We start from the raw sequence: 21067 nt of genomic DNA, 5'->3' as shown, positions 1-21067 counted from the left end.
CGTGGCGAGGCGCCGTTCTACGGCGCGCCGCTACATCCGTTTGTCTTGTCGCGCCTTTATTCATCTCCCGGCTTGCAACGCGCAGGATGAATCTTCGGGCAACCAAAGCTGCAAAACCGGGCCAGATGACGACAAGTAAGACTTCCTAAGGACTCCGCCTCGATGGCAGTATGGTCTGGGGCGGCCATCCTGGAACTCTGGTGGCCTTGAGGCGTTGGCAAACGCCCCGTTTCGCGGACGACAAGGAGATCGAGCATGCCAGGACCGAACGACGAACAGATCCGTGTCAGAGCCTATGAGATCTGGGTCGCGGAAGGCCGGCCCCATGGCCGCGACAACGACCATTGGTGGCTCGCCCGCTCGCAGCTCGAAATCGAGTTGACGCCAAGAGCCAAGAAAGCCAGCCCGGTCAAGACCGATGTGGCCGAGCGAGCCGAAAAGAAGCCGGCCAAGGCGAAGGCAAAGGCTGCCGCACTCGCGCCCTCGGAAGCGCCCGCCGCCGAGAGGGCTGAGAAGCCAGCGAAGCCCAAGGCCGAGCCCAAGGCAAAAGCCGAACCCAAGACGAAGGCAGCGCCGAAAGCAAAGGCCGAGCCTAAGGCGAAGGAAGGCACGGCGGCAAGCAAGGTGACCGCGAAGCCTGTCGAATAGCGAAGGGAAGAGCCGCCGTATTCTGGTCGTCGGCAGCGCCGCGTAAAGTTCGTAAGCCGGCTATGCTTCTTTGGCCTCCACGCTGGAGCCGCGGAGGACCGCGTCGTCATCTCTCGGCCACATGAAGAGCAGCCAGCCGATCCCCGCGGCCGACCAGACCATGAGCGCGATGGCGGATCCATGGACGGTGACCGCCGTAGCAATGGGATGCCAGACCCAGACAACCGCGAAATAGCCAACCGACAGTACTGTCGCGCTCGCCGTGAGCCAGGCCGGCGCAGCGGCAATAGCAAGTGCTCCCGCCAAAACAAGGAGCAGCAGCGAGCCATAAGGCTGGTGGTGCACGATCCCCGGCGGGAGCATGACAAGGAGACCGAGCAGCACACCGGTCACACCGGCGAGCGCTGCCATCCGCGCCATGGAAGAGGCCGCAAATCCCGTGCGGGCAAAGTGCGAGAGGAACGGGACCGCCAGCAGACCCAGGCCAGCGATGGATAGCGCGTGGCCGACAGAAAGAAAGTCGAGGACGCGGGCCGCCCCGAGCGGCCCTGCCCCGGCGGAATGCGCCGCCATTTCCGGCATTCCGAAATCAGGCGCCTCCAACCCGAGCATAAGTGCCGCGGAGGACCGTTTCCCAGCCAGCCAGCCATTGAACGTCATGGACGAATAGGCATCACGAATGGCCGAAAGCAGCGGACGGCTGCGGTTGCCCGCTTCATAGTCGAAGGCGAGAGCGAAGCGCAGAAGGGCATTCCCTCCAGGCTGCAGAATGGCCTGCCAATAGAGCCATGGCAACGTCACGAGTATCGCGGCGAGCGCAGCGCAGAACAGGGGCACAATCCCTTGACGCAGTAGCGTTGGCGCAAACAGAAGCGCGATCGGGAAGAGCGCAAAAGCGTTGCTCGAATGGGCCAGTATTGCACTCACGGCGGCGAGAGCGACCAGATAGAGAGCGATCGGATTGCGCGAGCGGCGAACCGACAGGTCCATAAGCAGGCCAAACGCGATCAGCACATAGGCCGCGCCAAGCAGTTTCGGCCAAGCATAGACGGAATTGAACAGCAGGAAGGGGGTCGTGCAGGCCAGAAGTACGACGACCGCCAAGGCCTTTACATCGGCCCTGCGCACAATCTCTACCAAGACGGCGACCCAGGCCGTCAAGAACACGATCGAACTCATCATGTAGGCGATCGGGATAAAGGTCGGTCCGAAGCTGCGCTGGAAAGGCGTGATTATCAATACGCGCGCTGCGAGGAGAAATCCGCTCAGCAGCGGCGTGCGATCGGTCGCCAGCCAGGGGCCCCAGTGGATATCGGACGGAGGCGTGCCGGTAACAAGAGCCTCTGCGAACTGATAGGGAATCTGATTGTCCGAAGACCATCGAAGCGGAGTGAAGAGCGAATTGATCCACCACGCGCCACTGCCATTGTCGGCTGCGGTGACGAGGCCGGCGGCAAACAACGCGAACAAGAGCCAAAGCGAGGCCGGGAGGGCGACATTCCGCAGCCAGCCGATCGACCAGTCCCGCCATTTCCAGGAGACGAGCGCTGCGCCGACCAGAGCCGCGACAGCCAGGGTGGAGACCACCGCCTTTCCCGACACGGGCCCGATCGTGAAGGCAGCAATCAACACCATACCGACGACAGCGGTCCCCACCATCCCTGATGTGACCGCTCCGATTTGGGTTGAACCGCGCGAAACGGCGAATGCCGACAGGAACCAGATGATGAGCCCCATCGCCCATGTTGCAGCGACAACCATGGCGCGGGAGTGTATCCCGGTCTGCCCTACATACATCGCTTCCGAGATCGCAAAAGGCGTTCCCACGGAGATGAACTCACTGCCATCAATGGAGGCAACGACCCGCACGGGACCCGAGCAGAACTCTCCGGGCAATTGGACAAAACTGGTGGCGCGCTGATCGTTCATCCGGAACCGTGACACGGGAAACTCGTCTCCCGAAGCCACACACTGGATTGCGATCCGATTTCCGATCACCTCGTCGGGAAACCCGGCATAAGGAACGGCGAGAAAGCCGGGCGCCGCGAAAGATGCGGATACGACGGTGCCTCGTGCCGGCTTGGCCTTGTCGCCGATCGCCTGCCAGAAGCGAAAGTTGGGATCGAGGAAGAAAGCGGATGGGATGGATTGCTCGTTGGACATGCCCGCTGTCTCGGCAAAATCGCCAGTCGCTGTCCAGCCATCGGCCATGACCAACGCACGGGGCGCACCGGATGAACTGAGCCCCGTCCAAAGACCAGCCGCCGCCCAGGCAAGCGCAACCACGACAAGGCCCCAGATCCCGAGCCGAAAAATCCTAGACCGCGCCGTATCCGCCGCCAAAGCTGAATAGCTCCATGATTTGCTCACGCCTCTTCCGCTCCGCCGCGAGTCAAGGCTTGACGGGCGACAGAAGCCGGCATTTTCCGGCCTCGCCAAGAACCGAGCGACCGGCGAGATAGGGTCCGACTAGATCCATGACATCGTCGTAGCCGTTGGTGCCGCAATCAACGATGCCGCCAAGCGACAGACTGCCAAGCAACGCGTCTGGCTGCTGGACCAGAGCCTCGAACATCGTCCGCGGGAACCAAGTTGCCAGGACGACACCGCGACGCTTGCCTTCATAAGGGACAGCGGAAGACCAGTCCTGACCGAAGACCACGATCACAGAGTTATCAGGCGTCTTCTGCTGGATGATCTGGCCGATCTGGTAGACCTCATTGGTCGTAAAATCCTCCACCACCTCCTTCCCGAAAGTTTGCCCGAAGAAACTGATCTGCGAGGCCAGCACGAGGACCAGCACCGCAATTCCAGCAATCCATGCGCGATCAAACAGGGCCTGGATCCCAAGCGCGCAGGCCCCGATGGCGAAGACCACATTGGCGACCTGATAGTAATTGTGCGTCGTGTGGAGGTTGGTAAAAAGCAGGAACGGCGTCAGGAAGCCGAGCAGGCAAATTAACGTCGGCAGGACGTAGCGCCGCTGGGTCAGGGCAAAGAGCGTGAGGATCAGCGCTACAACGGCCAGCTTTCCGAAAGAATCGTTGGCGACGCGGTTGCCAATAGTCTCTACCCAGAGCTTGGCGGAGAAGCGCGCGTCCCAGGCGCCAAAATTCCAATCGGTCAAGGCGGAAGACGTTAGCAACGTACCGCCCGGGCTACGTAGCTTGACGATGTCGGAGAAGTGAACCCAATAGCTTCCGACTGCCAACGGCCCAAGCGTGACGATTCCCGCAAGGAGGCTGAGACCGATCGCATGGCGCCATTTACGCCGAGTTACCAACGGCCAGACACGCGCGACAAAGAGACAGAAAGCGCACACGACGAATGCCGGAAACGTCGTCGATTTCGCAAGAACCGAACCCGTGCCGCAAACAAACGTCGCGATGCCCACCAGCACGGACTGTCGGTCGAGAGCTCTGGCGAAAAGCGCCAGCCACACCATCGCGAAGAAGAGTGCCGTCGTCTCGATCATCAACGTTCGGGACCAGAACGTGTAGATCGGCGAAGCCAGAAAGAGCGCGGCCGCGAAGAGGAACGTCGTATCCGGCAGCTTGTATTGCCGGCACAGCATGCGCATCGGCCAGAGGCAGCCCAGGAAGAAGCCAAACGCGATCAGACGACCCGAGACCTCGATCGAAAGGCCGGTCAAAGACAGCAGCGCGACCAACCACTGATAGAGAGGAAACTCGAACGGGATCGACCAGGGCGCACCGACGACCGGAGTCTCATAAGCGAAGAGGGGACCGCCCTGCTTGAGCCAATATGCCGAGATAGCGGTCTGCGTCTGGCGGAACGCATGGCTCCCCAGAATAGGTTGGTCAAGACCGATGACCAGCCAATAGACGTCATAGGCGACGAGAGCCAGCACCAAGGCCGCCAGCACAAATACCAGCGGCCGAGCAAGAGATGAGGGCATCGCAAGTTGCATTGACGGCGGTTCCGTTCTTGGTGCTGAGGCCGGGATAAAGGGACGCTTTGCCCATCTTGGCAAGAGCGGTGACCTAGGAAGAAGCACCCTGTGAAGTCGAAACGCCAGAAGGGTCGCAAGTGCCGCGTTCTTTCCGCCGTGTCCGGAATCGACAATTGCTTGTTGCATCGGCCTGACATAGAGAGCGTTACACGCAGCAGCAGGCAGACATGGACCGTCTAGAACCCGATATGGACCGTCTGGAATCAACAACCGCGGAGCGCTCTTGGCCCCTGGTCGTTGACATGGACGGGACATTCCTCAAGGTCGACACGCTATACGAAACCTTCGCACTGGCGGTCTTCAGCCAGCCGTGGCGGGCTTTTGCAGCTTTTAGCAAGTTGCCGCTGGGAATCGCGCGATTCAAGACCGCTTTGTCGGACATTGCCGTGCCCGACGCGGAGATCATGCCGGTCCGCGAGGATCTGGTGGAGTTCATCCGCCAGGAACGCGGCAAGGGACGACACATTCATCTCGCTACGGCCGCGAACCGGCGCATCGCGGCGCGTGTCGTCGAGGAGTACCAGCTTTTTGATGGTTTTGACGCGAGCGATGGGACGCGGAATCTGAAGGGATCGAGCAAGGCCGCCCGCCTCGCCGAGCATTTTCCGGATGGATATGCCTATGTCGGTGACAGTACGACCGACCTGCCGGTCTGGGCTGCGGCGAAGGCTGCGCTCATCGTCGATCGGGGCGACGGATTGCCGAAGAAGGTGAACGCTCTGGGGACGCCGATCGAGCGGATATTCCCCGAGCCTTCCGACAAGATCGCCGCCTGGTGGAAGGCGCTTCGGCCGCACCAATGGGCCAAAAACGCCCTGGTCTTCATCCCGCCGGCCCTAGGTTGGACGCAGATCGGTATGACGAACCTGGTGTCGACGCTGATCGCGGCGCTGCTGCTCTGTGCCGTTGCTTCACTGACATACTGCGTCAACGACATTGCCGATCTCGGCGCCGACCGGCGTCACTGGTCGAAGCGCAATCGACCCTTTGCCTCAGGCCGCATCCCGGTTCGCGACGGCATGATCGCGGCGGCCCTCGGCATTCCGCTGCTACTCATCCTTGGTGCGTTCGTGTCGCCCGGGGTCGGCCTCGGCCTGCTCGCCTATGTTGTCATCACGCTCGCTTATTCCTTCGGCCTGAAGCGCGTCGCCATCCTCGACACTTTCATCATCGCGGCGCTGTTCTCCTTGCGCCTGCTGATCGGTACTGAAGCCGCTGCTCTCGAGCCGTCGCCCTGGCTGCTTACCTTCTCGATGTTCTTTTTCTTCTCGCTGGCGATCGCCAAGCGGCACACCGAAATCCTCCGGGCCGGCGAACGGACCACCGGAAAGATTGGCGGACGCGGCTATCATGTCGAGGATCGCGAGGTGACGCTGGCCTTCGGCGTGGCTTCGGCCATTGCGTCCATCCTGATCATGGTCCAGTTCCTGATGGCGGAAGTCTTCTCCCGCGACGTCTATTCAAACGCGAACTGGCTCTGGGCGGTACCCGCCGTCATCTTTCTCTGGATCAGCCGGGTATGGCTGCTTTCCCATCGCGGCTTCATGACAGACGACCCCGTCATCTTCGCGCTCAAAGACAGGCTGAGCCTCGGTCTCGGTCTCGTGGTCGTCGTCGCTTTCCTGCTGGCCGTCTGAATGAGCGGATTCATCTCGACCGATCGGCGACAATCCTGGGGACGGGTCACGCGGCCGACGCAGAAGGTGGCGAAGCCGCATTTCCCCGACGAGGTCCCGCCGCTCGTCGGCGAGGCGGTGAGGGGCAGCACACCGCTCCTCGCCGTCGGGCTGATGCGTTCCTATGGCGACAGCAATCTTAATCCTGGTGGCGCTGTAGTCGACATGACGGCGCTCGACCGCATCCACGCCTTCGATCCACGGAGCGGCGTTCTGCGCGCCGATGCGGGACTATCGCTCGACGCGTTGATCCGCACGACCTTGCCGCATCGCCTGTTTCCGGCCGTCGTACCGGGCACGCGCTTCGTCACGCTCGGCGGTGCCGTGGGCAACGATGTGCATGGCAAGAACCACCACAGGTCCGGCTCCTTCGGTAATCACGTCCGCAAGCTCGGCCTCCGTCGTTCGGACGGCAGCCTGCATGAACTCGGCCCGGACGATTCGACCGGCCTCTTCGCCGCAACGATCGGCGGCCTCGGACTCACCGGCCTCGTAGAATGGGTCGAACTCGAACTCACCCGCATCGACGGATCGTCGATCGACGGCGAGACGGTTCCCTTCCATTCGCTGGAAGAGTTCTTCGCGCTCTCCGACGAGAGCATTGCGAGCCACGAATTCACCGTCTCCTGGATCGATTGCACCCGCGTTGAAGGCACAGCCATGCGCGGGCTGTTCTCGCGCGGCAATTGGAGCCGCGACCCGGCCCGCCTGCCCCATCCGGCCAAGCCGAAGGCCGGCATTCCGATCGAATTCCCGAGCTTTGCGCTGAACCCGCTGAGCCTGCGCCTCTTCAACGATCTCTATTTCCGCCTCGGCCGCTGGCGGGCGGGGAGGAGCCTCACCCATTACGCGCCGTTCTTCTTCCCGCTGGACAGCATCATGAACTGGAACCGGCTCTATGGTCGGCCCGGCATGTATCAATATCAATGCGTCGTCCCGCCAACCGATTCTTTGCCCGTGATCGCGGAACTCCTGCAGACCATCGCGGCCAGCGGCGAGGGCTCGTTCCTCGCGGTGCTGAAGACCTTTGGCGACCGCGCATCGCCGGGAATGCTCTCCTTCCCGCGCGAGGGCACCACGCTGGCGCTGGATTTCCGCAATCGCGGCACGGAGACACTCGCCCTGATGGCGCGACTGGACGAAATCGTACTCGCCGCCGGTGGCCGCCTCTACCCGGCCAAGGATGGGCGAATGAGTGCACGCCTGTTCCAAAACGGCTATCCTCGCCTGGCGGAATTCACCCCCCACGTCGATCCGCATTTCTCTTCGGCATTCTGGAGGCGCGTCGCCCCGTGACGGACATGAAGACCCTCCGCATACTCATCCTCGGCGCGACATCCGCCATGGCCGAGGCCACCGCGCGGCTCTATGCAGTCGAAGGCGCCGCCATAGCGCTCGCCGGGCGCGACCCCACACGGCTCGCGACGATCGCGGCAGACCTGTCGGCACGCGGTGCCCGCGCCACGTCGATCCTCGCCCGCGATCTGGCGGAAATGGAAGGCATCGAGGCAGCCTTCGATGGCGTCGTCGCCGACCTCGGCGGCATCGACCATGTCCTGCTCTTCTACGGCGTACTCGGCGACCAGGCGGAGGCAGAACGCGATCTATCGGAAGCCCGGAAGATCCTCGACATCGACTTCACCTCGGCAGCGCTCTGGTCGCTCGCGGCGGCCAAGCACCTCGAAGCGCAGGGCAGCGGCGCGCTGGTCGTGGTTGGCTCGGTCGCCGGCGACCGTGGCCGGCAATCCAACTATGTCTATGGCGCCGCCAAGGCCGGGCTCGGAGTGCTGGTCCAGGGCATCGCGCATCGCTTCGCCCTGAAGCGCCGCAAGAGCCTGCACGCGGTTCTCGTCAAGCCGGGCTTCGTCGATACGCCGATGACCGATGGCCTCAAGAAGGGCGGCGCGCTCTGGGCGACGCCCGAGCAGGTCGCGGCCATCATCCGCAAGGCGGCGGCGGGCAGCGGGCCCATCGTCTATGCGCCATGGTTCTGGCGCTTCATCCTGCTCATCATCCGCCTGGTTCCCGCGCCGATCTTTCACAAGACCCGTCTATGAAGCGAATTGCCATCACCGGTGCAGCGGGTCTCGTCGGCCAGAATCTCGTCCCGCGGCTGAAGGCGCGCGGCTATTCCATCGTCGCCTTCGACAAGCATCGCGAGAATACGGCGATCTTGCGCGAGCTCCATCCCGATATCGAGGTCGTCGAAGCGGATCTCTCGGTGGCCGGCACCTGGCAGGACCATCTCGTCGGAACCGACACGCTGATCATCCTGCAAGCGCAGATCGGCGGTCTCGACGAGAGCGAGTTCGTCCGCAACAACGTCACCGCGACGGAACGGCTGATCGAAACCGCCCGGGCGCATGGCGTTGGCTATATCGTGCAGATATCCTCCTCGGTGGTGAATTCGCGCGCTGACGATTTCTACACCCGCACCAAGACGGCGCAGGAAAAGCTCTTCGCGACGGTCGAAATCCCGCATGTCGTTCTCCGGCCGACGCTGATGTTCGGCTGGTTCGACCGCAAGCATCTCGGCTGGCTGCGCCGCTTCATGGACAAGGCGCCGGTGTTCCCGATTCCCGGCGATGGCCGCTTCGTGCGCCAGCCGCTCTATGCCGGCGACTTTGCCGCCATCATCGCCTCGGCGGTCGAGACGCGGATCACCGGGAGCTACGACATTTCCGGCCGGACGCCGATCGGCTATGGCGATCTGATCCGCCTGATCAAGGACGTTACCCACGCCAAGGCGCGGATCGTCCACATCCCCTACCGGCTGTTCTGGGTGCTGCTCTGGGCCTACACCAAGGTCGACAGCAATCCGCCTTTCACCGTCCGCCAGCTTGAGGCGCTCGTCATTCCCGAGACATTTCCGGTGATCGATTGGCCGGGTATCTTTAGCGTCACGGAAACGCCGCTTCGCAAGGCGATAGAGGAAACCTTCCTCGACGAGCGCTACGCCGAAATCACGCTTTCCTTCTGAAGGGGCCACCATGGTCAAGACAGTCGTCATCGGCGCCGGCGCCATGGGCCTTGCCACCGCCTACCATGCTTTGAAGGCGGGACATGAGGTCGATGTCGTCGAGGCCGACAAGATCGCTGGCGGCATGGCCGCGCATTTCGATTTTGGCGGCCTCTCGATCGAGCGCTTCTATCATTTCGTCTGCAAGACGGACCGGCCGACTTTCGCCCTGCTGGACGAACTCGGCATCGGCGACAAGATGCGCTGGCGGCCGACATCGATGGGCTACTGGACGGAAGGCGCGCTCTACAAATGGGGCGATCCGATCTCGCTGCTCCGCTTTCCTCATTTGGGTCTCGTCGACAAGATCCGCTATGGCGCGCAGGCCTTCCTGACGACAAAGCGCAAGAGCTTCGACGACCTCGAAAACGTCTCGGCGCGCGAATGGATCGAGAAGGGCGCCGGCCGCAGGGTCTATGAGCGCATGTGGCGCCGCCTGATGGAGCTGAAGTTTTACGAATATGCCGACAATGTCTCGGCCGCCTGGATCGCGACACGCGTGAAGCGCGTCGGCTCGTCCCGCCGTTCCATGTTCCAGGAAGAACTCGGCTATATCGAAGGCGGTTCCGAAACGCTGGTGAAGGCGCTGGTCGCCGCGATCGAGCGGCTCGGCGGGCGCATCCGGCTGGCGAGCGCCGCAACCCATGTCGTCTCGGCCGATGGCCGTGTCACCGGCGTCGTGGCTGGCGGCGAGTTCATCCCAGCCGACGCGGTCATCGCCACCGTGCCGACGCCCTACGTCTCGCGCCTCGTGCCGGATTTCACCGACGCGACAAAAGCCTCGTATGACAGCATCGAGAACATTGGCGTCGTCTGCGTGCTGCACAAGCTGAAGAAACCGGTGACGCCGCATTTCTGGGTCAATGTCGTCGATGAGACCATGCAGATCCCTGGGTTCATCGAGTTCTCCAACCTGCGCCCGGTCGACGACACCGTGGTCTACATCCCCTATTACATGCCGACGACGAACCCGAAATTCGCGGCGAGCGACGAGGCTTTCATCGAGGAGAGCTTCGGCTATCTGAAGCGGGTCAACCCGTCGCTTACCGATGCCGATCGGATATCGTCGACCGTTGGCCGGCTGAAGCACGCGCAGCCGCTCTGCGAGCCGGGCTTCGCGGCCCGCATCCCGCCGATCCGCACCGAGATCGCCGGCCTCCAGATTGCCGATACCTGCTATTATTACCCAGAGGACCGCGGCGTTTCCGAGGGAGCGCGGCTCGCCATCGAAATGGCCAAGGCGATCGGCACCGATCACCAGCCGCGCCGGGAGCCGATCTTCCAATGAGCGACGCGTCCGCAACCCCGACCGGCCTCCGCCGCCTCGCCTCGCTCTATTTCACGGGGCAATTCGGCAAGTTCCTCATCGCCGGCGGCTTCGCGGCCATCGCGAATTTTGCCAGCCGCTTCGCCTTCGAGCCCTTCATGGGCTTCTGGGCTGCCGTCGCCGCCGCCTATGTCGTCGGCTTCCTGACCGCCTTCTTCCTGAACCGCGTCTTCGTCTTCCCGGCCTCCGGCAAGCCGCTGCATCAGGAAATGGCCTGGTTCTTCCTCTTCAACGCCCTCGCCTTCCCGGTCGTCATTCTCGCCGCGATCGGCTTCGACCGGTATGTCTTCTCGCATTTCCTGCCCGAAGGCCTCGCCCGCGCGGTTTCACACGGCTGTGCGATCGTCCTGCCGGTGTTCGTGAACTTCGTCGCGCATAAGATGGTGACGTTCAGGGGTGTGGGGAATTGAAGGATATTCACCGGTTATTCTCGACGTTACTCATAATACAAAAATAAAGAAGTCCAGCCGAGAAACTCGTAGCCCGGCGATTCTATAAATGCTGCCGCCAATGGTCTTCTGAGACAATCGAAATGGGGCGCCCCTTTGATCGCCACTCAGCTGCTCTCAAAATCTTAGTACCGAAGGACGAGTGCTTCCACGAGTCTGTGACGTAGGACCCAATGACCAAGACGTCTGTTCCTTGCGTCAGACTTCCTACATCCGCCCCTCTTTCCAACACGGCCTCTTCACACGCTTTGCGCTGCCCGTAAACAAAAGTACCCGTAAAGCAATATTGCTTGCCATAAAATACCAGTTTGGGTGCCGGACGGCACAGTGGGAGTGTCGTTGGCTTCAATAATTCTCCAAGTTCAAATTGTTCTGCCGTAAATTCTCTCAATGTATCAAAGAGTGTAGCGCGCTCCTCGTCGTCCAAGACTCCATCTTGAAGAAATCCAGCGACGAGATTGTATAGGTCGCGAATTAGTGGCTGATCACCTGCAATGAAATTGGCTGCCAACCATCGCTGTAGAAATTCAGCTTCAGCTTGATTGACTATCCCATCCGCGACAAGCCCTCGAGAAATGCCGATTAGTTCGTTGACTTGGCGATTCGAGATGCGATCGTTGCCGACACGGTTGAGAAAAGCATCGTCCATCACGTCCCCCTCTCGCCAACTTGTGTAGGTTAACACTATACACGCACGAGTCGAGTCAGCCCATAGATCAAATGCCGCTATACCGCACTGTGGCCAGACCGAAGGTTCATTTGGAATTCCCGGCAAAGGTGGCACCTCGCCGTATGAATGCCACCCGCCAACTCATTCTTGGTGCCGGCTTTGACGAAGGACCTATCCAACATCCTCATTAGGGCCACGTGCCACATTCGATAGGATCAGACGCCTAATGGGTAGTGACCGTCGAAATTCACGACAAGCCGCAGCACTCCCTTGAAGCTGCCCGACGCAGCATAGTCAACAAGTCACCTAATTCATTGAGAAATTTTGGTAGCGGGAGAGGGACTTGAACCCCCGACACGCGGATTATGATTCCGCTGCTCTAACCAGCTGAGCTACCCCGCCCCGAAAGGCCGTTCCGCCGAGGCGCGAACGGCCCGCTTATAGGGAGTGCAGGCAAATCGTGTCAAGCGGGCTTGGCCATTCCGGGCCCGTCACTCACAGCCGCTCGAACACGATCAGCGTGAAAAACCCAAACGGACCGACGCGGCGGCGCTGCACAAGCCGCAATTCGCTGCGGCCGAGGATGCGCTCGACGGAAAAATCCATGTGCCAGCCGAGCGAGGCCGAAAGCGGTGAGAGCTTCTCGCCGAACCATTTGCGCCAGCCCTTCTGATCGGCGAAATGGCTGACCAGAACGACGGCGCCGCCGGGCTTCGTGACGCGGATCAGTTCGGACATCACGGCCTGCGGATCGGGTACGACCGTCATCACGAACATGGCGACGGAGGCATCGAAGGTTGCGTCGCCATCGGGAAGATCCGACGCATCGGCCTCGACCAGCGCGTCAACATTTGGCAGTCCTTGGTCGGCGACACGCTGCCGGGCGATCTCCAGCATCTCCGGGCTGAGATCGATGCCATGGATACGGTGATCATTCGCGTAATAGGGCAGCGATATACCGGTGCCGACGCCGCATTCCAGAATGCGGCCCGGCGGCAGCTCATTGACGAAGCCGACCGCGGCGCGGCGCCCGGCGCGGAACGCGGCGCCGAAGACCACATCATAAACCGGTGCCCAGCGCGCATAAGTCGTGAGGACAGCCTCCTCGTCGATCCGGGTCGACGGATGGCGCCCGCCCGAGAACGACTTCCACTTTCGCGCAACATCCTCGAAGAAATCCGGCATCTCGCTCCCTCAGATGGCCGTTTCGGCTCAGATGGCCAGCATAACCTTGGGTTCAACGGTGGGCGCCGATGCGCGTTCCGTTTCCCCTGCCCTTTCGCTGCGCCTGATATACCCGCCACCGAGGACGCGAGCGCCCTCGCCGGCATGCTCATAGAGGACGCAGGCCTGGCCGGGCGCGACGCCGGTCTCCTCGCCCAGCAGATCTACAGCGACTTCGCCCTCGACGAGGCTGAGCCTGGCGGCCTGCGGCGGGCGGGTCGAGCGAACGCGCGCAAAGACTGGCAGGCCCTCCGCCGGCAGCGCGTCAAGAGCCTCGTCGCCGAGCCAGTTGACGTCGCGCAGGCGCAGGCGGCGCACAAGCAGCGCCTCGCGCGGGCCGACAACGACCTGACGGCGATCCGCGTCCAGCCGCAGCACGTAGAGCGGCTCCGCCTGCGCGATGCCGATGCCACGGCGCTGGCCGACGGTGAAGTGGATGATCCCGCGATGCGTGCCGAGCACGCGGCCATCGACATGGACGATATCGCCGGGCTCGGCGGCGCCGGGCTTCAACTTGGCGATGACGTCCGAATAACGACCGCCCGGCACGAAGCAGATGTCCTGGCTGTCGGGCTTCTCGGCGATCTCCAATCCGAGCTCGCGGGCGATATCGCGCGTCTCCGGCTTGGTCAGTCCGCCCAGCGGGAAGCGGATGAAGCCGAGCTGCTCCGGCGTCGTAGCGAAGAGAAAATAGCTCTGGTCGCGAGCGAGATCGGCCGGCCGGAACAGGCCGCGTCGTCCGTCCGAAAGGCGCCGGGTCGATACGTAATGCCCGGTGGCGAGCGCCGCGGCGCCGAGCTCGCGCGCCGTCACCAGCAGATCGGAGAACTTGACCGTCTGGTTGCAGGCGACGCAGGGAATCGGCGTCTCGCCGGCCATATAGCTCTCGGCGAACCGATCCATGACGGAGGTTCGGAAGCGATCCTCATAGTCGAGCACGTAATGCGGGATGCCCAGGCGCTCCGCGACGCGGCGCGCATCACGGATATCCTGCCCCGCGCAGCAGGCGCCGGGACGGTGTGTAGCCTCGCCATGATCATAGAGCTGCATCGTCATGCCGACGACGTCATAGCCCTCACGCTTCAGCAGGCCGGCAACCACGGAGGAATCGACGCCGCCCGACATCGCGACGACGACGCGGTTGTCCTGCGGGCGTCCAGGAAGATCGAGGCTGTTGAGCATGGCCGCTGTCTCTGCCTTTTCCGACTTGGCACTCGGCAGCAAGGCCGGCCAGGATAGGGCTCCGGCGGCAACAGCCGGGTCCGCGGCGAATATAACCTCGATCGAGCCATCTTCAAGACGATGCGCCGGCGAATCAGACGATCAACGCGCAAGGCAAGGCGTTGGATAGACGATCCCGAGCGAGGGTTTCGGCCGTCGCGGCGCCCCATGAAGCGCCGCAAATAACTGCATATCTTAGCAAATTGTTAGATTGCGCTTAGCCAAAATTTAAGAGCCGATCCGTAGTCTCGTGGATGACAAGGTCAGGTTGAGTGTGAGTGTAGAATGACCGATCCAATTCGTCCGCGCGTTAAATATGTGATCGGACCGGACGGAAGTCCGCTGACGATCGCGGATCTCCCGCCGCGGGACACGAAGCGCTGGGTTATCCGCCGCAAGGCCGAAGTCGTCGCCGCGGTTCGTGGCGGACTGCTCAGTCTGGAAGAAGCATGCCAGCGCTATACGCTGACCGTCGAAGAATTCATCTCCTGGCAACAGTCGATCGATGAACACGGCCTTGCAGGTCTTCGCACGACCCGAATTCAGCAATATCGCCAGTAAATTATGCTCTGATCCCGTCTGCGAGGGGCCGGCTTCTACCGGCCCCTTTGTCATGGCAGCCTAAAGCGACAATGTCTCGCCGGGCTTCGGGACGAGAACCTGCGTCGAAGACCCCTGCATCGCCGCAACGAAGCGATCCGCCGTCGGATCGAGCAGCGGGAACGTCCCGTAGTGGCAGGGCAGCACGGTTTCGAAATGAAAGAAGCGGCGGGCCGCCATCGCCGCCACGGCCCCGCCCATGGTGAAGCGGTCGCCGATCGGCAGGATGCCGATCTTCGGCTCATAGATCTCGTCGATCAGCGCCATGTCGGAAAAGATGTCGGTGTCGCCGGCATGATAGAGCGTCTTCTCGCCCTCGGCGCGGATGACGATGCCATGCGGATGCCCCATGGAATGCGACATGCCTGTCGGCGCGAGGAAGCCCGATGAGTGGTGCGCCACCGTCAGCGAAACGCGGAAGGCGTCCTGGTCCGTCGTGCCGCCCGTATTCATCGGATCGAGATTCTTGGCGCCATGGGCGCCGAGATAGGCCACGATATCGGCATCGGCGATAATCTTCGCCCCGGTCTCCTTGGCGATCGCCAGCGTGTCGCCGAGATGATCCCCGTGGCCATGGGTCAGGAGAATGTGCGTCAGCCCCGCGGTAGCGGCGGCGCGGTCGCCGGGGAAGCTCGGATTGCCGCTGAAGAACGGGTCGATGAGAAGATTGGCGCCGCGGATTTCGATCCGGAAGGCGGAATGGCCGAGCCAGGTCAGTTTCATGCGTGAATTCCATCAGTGGGGACTGGTACCCAATTCTTAGGAGAGATTCTCCGGGCTGACGACGGGTGATTCAAGTGCCGCGGGCGGCCGTCAGGAACCAGCCTGGCCGCCGACCGACAACCAAGCTCGAAATTGCGGTTCACCAAGTCAACCTGCGGGTCGCGCGACCGCGGGGCCTCTGGGAGAGGTCGTCCGACGGCGGGTTCAGGGCACCGCCTCGGGGACGCGGCGACGAAATCCGACATAGCGCATGGTGGCGTAGCCGATCAGGAACAGCCCGGCCTTGCTGAGGATGGCGTAGACCGACATGAACGCCGACCACGTCACGAGGCTGAAATTCATGGCGACCACGATGTTCAACGCTGCGGAGAAGAACATCAGGCCAGCCCACGCATAGCCGACGATCACCGCGATGTCGGGCACGAGCGCAGTGGCAACCGGCGGGAGATACCGGATCATCCAACCCGGCTTCAGCATCACAATCCCGACGATGACGTAGATCACGCTGGGCTTGAACATGACAAAGCGGGGATCGTCGGTGGCAAGCGTGGCGGCGCCCGAGCCCAGCACCAGGAACAGGCTCATCCACTGCATCGTCTCGATCGGCTTCTTGAACACGAGCCGCCAGCCGATCTGGCCGATTCCGAGAGCCATGCCGAGCACGATGGCCAGCGGCAGGTTCTTCGTCACCAGATAAACGACCAGGAAAAGAAACGTCGACGCCATGTCGGCGAGCAGTACGGACGCCGCTGAAAATAGACTTTTCATCTGATGCCCCGTTCCCGGCTGCGACAGTAGCATCGATAGCGCTGCAGTGCAGTCCGTGCCGTGCCACCAGCGACAGCGATGGCGAGCAACGCTAGGGATCCGGTCGCGGGCCGTCGGCCGGCCTAGGAACGACGAGCCCTCGATGCCGCGCCGCGCACACCACCATGCGGCCCTCCAGCCGCCTCTGGCCTCGCCTGGAACTCCTTTTGGCAGCGCCGATTATCGCCCGCTGAGGACAAGGAAATCGCCCGGATGCTATGACTTGGCGATGGACAGCGCAGCAGGAACCCGGGTCCTTCGTCGGCTTGCAGGCTCGCCCATCGACCGCGCTTTGCCCCGATCGAATGCCAGGACGGCTTCATGACATCGACCCCGCATTTCAAATCGCTTGTGGCGCCGAATATCTTCGACGCCTATGCCGATCCCAACCTGCTGCTCTACCTCGTCGCCAGCAATCTCCTGTCACCGGCCACCTGGGATCTATCCGACAAGATCCAGAAGCGGGCCGCGGAGGCAGTTGGGACCGGCGAGCCTTCGAGCCGATCGTTGGTTGGTGAGATCCAGAAGATCCTGGACCGCAACTTCCAGCATCTGCATGTCGCGCAGGTGGCCGAACTTTACGGGGAGATCGACATCGCGCAGGAGCGGACCCGGCTCGGCGATGAAAGTGTCGATGCGGCGCTCCGACAGATTCTTCGCACGTTCGAAGCCAGAATTCGGACCGGAGATATTCCGCCCGAAGCGCTTCAGCCCGCAATCGATCGCATGACGGGAGGCCGTTTTCCCGCTTACATCTATGGCAACATCGACCTGGTCCGGGCCAATAGAAGGCTGACCGGAAAGTCGCACGCCTCGGTTCGCGGCGTGACGTCATGCGTCGACGAGACGGCGATATTCGCCGCTCTGGCCATGACGATGCCGCAAGGATCTGTCGCCCATATCGTCGCCTTGAGCAGCCCATCCCATACGTCGGCCTTCGGCTGGAACGCCAATGGCGAGCCCTGGTGGTTCTACGGCAAGAACAGGCTCTACTTTCCGCAAGACTGGCGGAATTGGGTGACGCAGGCGCGATCGGGCGATGCGCAGCAGGCGTTCGACCGGCTGCATGAGGACATGAACCGGATCATCGCTGTGGCAGGCACGTTCGATCTGGAATCCGGAGAGACCAATCTCCCGGACGACCAGCTCGAGGAGATCGTGGCGAGGATAGACGCCTTCTTCGGCGTTCGCTTACGACAGGTCGAATTTGCACTGTCGCGACCGCGGATAAGGCGCCCAGAGGATCCGTTGGCGCGGTATCTGCGGGCGCTTCTGGGAGCGGCCTCGCTTGAGTCTGTCCAACGGATGCTGGACGACGACGACAGCGAGGCTTCCCAGGGCGTTCTCTATGCATTCCGTTCCACCCTGGTGAAAGACCTGCGACCCTATCTGGCGGTCGCGCGGCAACAGCCGAACAGCCGGCGGCTGGCCGGCACGCTGTCGGCGGTCGAGGATGCCATCGACGTCATTCGCTCCATCGACGACGCAGCTTCCATCTTCGGCAGCCGCAACCGGATCGCCATGCCGGACGAGACCCTGCGCTTCCGCTCGGGAACGGACAGGGACAAGGCGCTGCTCCTGCATGTCGTGGCCGAACATATTGGCGCTCGCACGGGATCACCCGGGCCGGTCACGACGCTCTTTGGCGAATCGAAGAGCTTCGTGCGGTTGGGCGATCGCTATGTCGATGCCGGCACCGGAGAGCTTCTGGCGGAGCCCTCCGAGCCGATCCGGATCGAACTGGCTTGAAGGACCCGCAACGAGCCCCACTGCGGCCTAGAGGGTTCGACGAGCGGACCCCGGCCGCCGGTTGCCGACGGGCGCGCGATGGCCGATAAGGTCCACGGACAGAAACGAGGTGCGCGCGTGACGGACTTGGAAGCGACCCCCATACAGGAACCCCGCGGGCCGCTGAAGCGCCTGTTCGACAAGATCATGGCGCTTTCTGCCGGCCCGCATGCGCTGTGGCTTCTGGCTGCCGTCTCCTTCGCCGAGGCCTCGTTCTTCCCGATTCCGCCAGACCCGATCCTTGCTGCCATCGTCCTGGCGCGGCGCGATCGCGTCTGGATCGCAGCCGCGGTCTGCACGATCGCCTCGGTGGTCGGTGGCCTCGCCGGCTATGCCATCGGTGCCGGCCTCTATGAGGCGATCGGCCAGCCACTCGTCGATTTCTATCATCTGCAGGACGCGTTCCATAACTTTCAGCTCAAATTCGACGAATGGGGCGGTTGGATCATTGTCGCCAAGGGTCTGACGCCGATCCCGTTCAAGCTGGTGACGATCGCTTCAGGCGTCGTGCACCTCAACCTCCTGACCTTCGTCGTCGCCGCGCTCGCGACACGCGGGCTGCGGTTCTTCCTCGTCGCCTGGCTGTTCTACCGGTTCGGCCCGCAGGCACGCACCATCATCGACGAGCATTTTTCCAAGGTAATGATCGCCGGAACCATCCTCGTCGTCCTGGGCTTCGTCCTGATCGTCTATATCTGACCCATGGCAGGACAACTGATTGAGCTTACCGACCTCGCCACCATCCTCCCCGGCACGGCGACGATCGGTGGCATCGACCTAGGTACCAAGACAATTGGCGTCGCGATTTCCGATCTCGGCCGGCGCATGGCGTCGCCGCTCAAACTGATCGAGCGGAAGAAGTTTACCCAGGATGCCGAGACGCTGATCGCACTGCTCGCCGAGCGGCAGGCGGCGGCCCTCGTCGTCGGCATGCCGCTCAACATGGATGGTTCGGAAGGCCCACGCGCCCAGGCGACGCGCGCCTTCGTCCGCAGCCTGCTCCCGAAGCTGGAACTGCCGATTGCCTTCTGGGACGAACGCTTGTCGACTGTCGCGGTGACGCGGACACTTCTGGAAGCGGATACCAGTCGCAAGCGCCGGGCCGAACTGGTCGACAAGATGGCCGCCGCCTTCATCCTGCAGGGCGCGTTGGACCGCCTGCAGAAGCTTGCCCGCGATCGCCGGGACGATGCAGATCAGCCCCTCGGGCAGACATAATCCAGGAAGGCGCGCGCATCGAAGCGAGCATCCAGCATGCCGTAGGTCGACCGCCACGGCTTGCCGAGGCGCGATTCGAGATAGGCATCGGCGATGACGGCCGGGAAGCGGCGGCGCAAGGTCGCGGCGGCAACGGTCATCGCAAGTTGCTCGGTCAGGATGCGTGCCGAGCCCTCATCGGCCAGGGCGACGGCTGTCGCGGCCCGAAGCACGTTGAGCGTCGAGCGCGCCGCCGGTCCGAGACCATCCTCGATCACGCGCAGCGCCGCCTCGAGCGGCTCTGAGGAGCGCCGCATCACGCGCATCACATCAAGGCAGAGGACGTTGCCGGGACCGTCGATCAGGGAAAGCGACAGCGCGTCGCGATAGAGCCGTGCCATCGGCCCCTCTTCGACATAGGCATTGCCGCCGGCGCATTCGATCGCCTCGGCGACCAAAGCCGGGGCGATCTTGGTGATCCAATATTTAACGACCGGCGTCATCAGCCGCGCGAAGGCGGCTTCTGCCGGATTGTCGTGCGAGCGGTCGATCGCCTCGGCAAGGCGGAAGACCAACGCCGCGGCGGCGGTGACGTCAAGCGCCATGTCGGCGAGCACGCGCGTCATCAGCGGCTGGTCGATGAGCGGTGCCCCGAAGGCACGGCGATGGCGAACGGCATGAACGGCGTCGGCAAGTGCGGCGCGCAGGAGGCCCGCCGCTACCAGACCCTGATCCAGGCGAAGCAGCGTCACGGTTTCGGCAATCGTTGACACGCCGCGTCCCGCCTCGCCGACGAGGAAGCCGGCCGTGCCGGGCAGCTCGATCTCGGCGCTGGCGGTCGACCGCGTGCCGAGCTTGTCCTTGATGCGCATCATGCGCATGGGATTGCGCTTGCCGTCCGGCAGGTAGCGCGGGACGAGGAACAGCGACAGGCCTTCCAGCGTCTGCGCGAGCACCAGCATGGCGTCGCTCATCGGCGCCGTGACGAACCATTTATGGCCGATGAGGCGATAGGTGCCATCGCTGCTGGCATCCGCCCGCGTCGAGCCGGCGCGCAGATCCGAGCCGCTCTGCTTCTCGGTTGTCGCGAAAGCGAGGAGCGCCCCGCTCTTCTGCTCGACCGGGAGAACGCGCGAATCATAGCGGCGCGAGCGGAGCGGCGTGAGCCATCCCTGCGCCAGCGCCGGGGCATGGGCGAGCGCCGCGATACCGCCGCTGGTCAGCGACATGACGCCGAGATGGCCAACCTCGACCTGCGCCGACATGTAGATCCGCGCGCCGCGTGCCATGGCGCGCACGCTAGCCTCCGGTCCGCTCGCATCCCAGATTGAAGCATGGATGCCAGACGCAACGCTACGGCGCATCAGCGCGTGATAGGCAGGGTGATATTCGACGAGATCGATGCGGCGGCCGACCGAATCATGCGTCTTCAGGATCGGCGTCACGGTGTTGGCCAGCCGGGCCAGATCCGCCATTTCGGCCGACCCCCACTGCGCGCCGTGGGTCGACAGCGTGTCGAGGACAGGCTGCGGCAGGCCCTCGATCAGGGCCGCCAGGACCGGATCGGAAGAATAGAGATTGACCCCCGATCGCACGGAGACCTGGTTGCTGACCTCATGCGTCTCGAAGTCCGGCGAAACCATGCCACTCCCTGCCCCGTCCGATGTCGGCGCGATACTGCCGCTACTAGGTTAATATGTGGAAAAGGCGCGAGAGTCTGCCCTCGCGCCTCGAAAGCGCAACGT

General features: G+C 62.9%; 19 protein-coding genes and 1 tRNA gene. 11 read left to right on the top strand and 9 right to left on the bottom strand.

The genetic code is table 11. The features are described 5' to 3' along the window. The first annotated feature begins 255 nt into the window (after positions 1-255). Positions 256-648, top strand: a complete 393-nt coding sequence (locus OSH05_RS18505) for a DUF2934 domain-containing protein (protein ID WP_104218162.1) — start codon at positions 256-258, stop codon at positions 646-648. 60 nt (positions 649-708) lie between these two features. Here the strand turns inward: OSH05_RS18505 and OSH05_RS18500 are convergent, their stop codons facing one another. Next, complete coding sequence (locus OSH05_RS18500; RefSeq protein WP_165801517.1) at positions 709-2811, bottom strand: hypothetical protein; 2103 nt, start codon at positions 2809-2811, stop codon at positions 709-711. Positions 2812-3040: 229 nt separating this feature from the next. After that, entirely contained in the window at positions 3041-4747 is a 1707-nt protein-coding gene (locus OSH05_RS18495; RefSeq protein WP_266352769.1) for an ArnT family glycosyltransferase, read from the bottom strand. A gap of 41 nt (positions 4748-4788) precedes the next feature. On the opposite strand from OSH05_RS18495, the gene OSH05_RS18490 reads away from it, so the two are divergent. The 6 genes from OSH05_RS18490 to OSH05_RS18465 are packed head-to-tail and all read left to right on the top strand — an operon-like array spanning position 4789 to position 11053. Continuing rightward, positions 4789-6258 (top strand): UbiA family prenyltransferase, encoded by a 1470-nt coding sequence (locus OSH05_RS18490; RefSeq protein ID WP_104218165.1) that lies wholly within the window; start codon positions 4789-4791, stop codon positions 6256-6258. Beyond that, a complete protein-coding gene (locus tag OSH05_RS18485; protein ID WP_104218166.1) occupies positions 6259-7593 on the top strand; it encodes an FAD-binding oxidoreductase in 1335 nt (444 codons plus the stop codon). It abuts the gene before it with no gap. A gap of 5 nt (positions 7594-7598) precedes the next feature. Continuing rightward, the gene (locus OSH05_RS18480) at positions 7599-8354 is read left to right on the top strand and encodes an SDR family NAD(P)-dependent oxidoreductase (RefSeq protein WP_104218244.1); all 756 of its coding nucleotides are present in this window, start codon (positions 7599-7601) and stop codon (positions 8352-8354) included. After that, positions 8351-9277: an NAD-dependent epimerase/dehydratase family protein gene (locus OSH05_RS18475; RefSeq protein ID WP_104218167.1), complete on the top strand. Its 927-nt coding sequence runs from the start codon at positions 8351-8353 to the stop codon at positions 9275-9277. The genes OSH05_RS18480 and OSH05_RS18475 overlap by 4 nt, the downstream gene beginning before the upstream one ends. Positions 9278-9287: 10 nt before the next feature. Next, positions 9288-10604, top strand: coding sequence for an NAD(P)/FAD-dependent oxidoreductase (locus tag OSH05_RS18470; RefSeq protein ID WP_104218168.1), 1317 nt, complete (start codon positions 9288-9290; stop codon positions 10602-10604). Then, a complete protein-coding gene (locus OSH05_RS18465; protein WP_104218169.1) occupies positions 10601-11053 on the top strand; it encodes a GtrA family protein in 453 nt (150 codons plus the stop codon). The genes OSH05_RS18470 and OSH05_RS18465 overlap by 4 nt, the downstream gene beginning before the upstream one ends. A gap of 82 nt (positions 11054-11135) precedes the next feature. Here OSH05_RS18465 and OSH05_RS18460 read toward each other — a convergent pair whose 3' ends face one another. From OSH05_RS18460 to mnmA, 4 genes are all read right to left on the bottom strand, one after another. Next, positions 11136-11741 carry a BRCT domain-containing protein gene (locus tag OSH05_RS18460; protein ID WP_104218170.1) on the bottom strand — a complete coding sequence of 202 codons (606 nt, stop codon included), beginning with the start codon at positions 11739-11741 and terminating at the stop codon, positions 11136-11138. Between the two features lie 346 nt (positions 11742-12087). Then, positions 12088-12164: transfer RNA gene (locus OSH05_RS18455), tRNA-Met, on the bottom strand. Positions 12165-12257: 93 nt separating this feature from the next. Next, positions 12258-12947, bottom strand: coding sequence for a class I SAM-dependent methyltransferase (locus OSH05_RS18450; RefSeq protein WP_104218171.1), 690 nt, complete (start codon positions 12945-12947; stop codon positions 12258-12260). 27 nt (positions 12948-12974) lie between these two features. After that, on the bottom strand, positions 12975-14168 hold the full coding sequence (mnmA, locus tag OSH05_RS18445) for a tRNA 2-thiouridine(34) synthase MnmA (RefSeq protein ID WP_104218245.1): 1194 nt from the start codon (positions 14166-14168) through the stop codon (positions 12975-12977). A gap of 324 nt (positions 14169-14492) precedes the next feature. On the opposite strand from mnmA, the gene sciP reads away from it, so the two are divergent. Continuing rightward, positions 14493-14768: a CtrA inhibitor SciP gene (gene sciP / locus OSH05_RS18440; RefSeq protein WP_104218172.1), complete on the top strand. Its 276-nt coding sequence runs from the start codon at positions 14493-14495 to the stop codon at positions 14766-14768. A gap of 60 nt (positions 14769-14828) precedes the next feature. Here the strand turns inward: sciP and OSH05_RS18435 are convergent, their stop codons facing one another. Continuing rightward, on the bottom strand, positions 14829-15530 hold the full coding sequence (locus OSH05_RS18435; protein WP_104218173.1) for a metal-dependent hydrolase: 702 nt from the start codon (positions 15528-15530) through the stop codon (positions 14829-14831). Positions 15531-15734: 204 nt separating this feature from the next. Beyond that, positions 15735-16298 carry an inner membrane-spanning protein YciB gene (locus tag OSH05_RS18430; RefSeq protein WP_104218174.1) on the bottom strand — a complete coding sequence of 188 codons (564 nt, stop codon included), beginning with the start codon at positions 16296-16298 and terminating at the stop codon, positions 15735-15737. A 360-nt stretch (positions 16299-16658) separates the two neighbouring features. On the opposite strand from OSH05_RS18430, the gene OSH05_RS18425 reads away from it, so the two are divergent. The 3 genes from OSH05_RS18425 (at position 16659) to ruvX (ending at position 19343) form a co-directional block, all read left to right on the top strand. Next, on the top strand, positions 16659-18086 hold the full coding sequence (locus OSH05_RS18425; RefSeq protein WP_104218175.1) for an SIMPL domain-containing protein: 1428 nt from the start codon (positions 16659-16661) through the stop codon (positions 18084-18086). A gap of 117 nt (positions 18087-18203) precedes the next feature. Next, positions 18204-18824, top strand: a complete 621-nt coding sequence (locus OSH05_RS18420; RefSeq protein ID WP_266352767.1) for a YqaA family protein — start codon at positions 18204-18206, stop codon at positions 18822-18824. Between the two features lie 3 nt (positions 18825-18827). Continuing rightward, a complete protein-coding gene (gene ruvX, locus OSH05_RS18415) occupies positions 18828-19343 on the top strand; it encodes a Holliday junction resolvase RuvX (protein WP_104218176.1) in 516 nt (171 codons plus the stop codon). Here ruvX and OSH05_RS18410 read toward each other — a convergent pair. Next, complete coding sequence (locus tag OSH05_RS18410; RefSeq protein WP_104218177.1) at positions 19322-20965, bottom strand: acyl-CoA dehydrogenase family protein; 1644 nt, start codon at positions 20963-20965, stop codon at positions 19322-19324. The genes ruvX and OSH05_RS18410 overlap by 22 nt on opposite strands. Positions 20966-21067 lie beyond the last annotated feature (102 nt).

The sequence above is a fragment of the Kaistia algarum genome, from assembly GCF_026343945.1.
Classification (GTDB): domain Bacteria; phylum Pseudomonadota; class Alphaproteobacteria; order Rhizobiales; family Kaistiaceae; genus Kaistia; species Kaistia algarum.
Note: the sequence above shows the minus strand (reverse complement) of the source record. Positions and strands in the feature narration are given on the sequence as shown.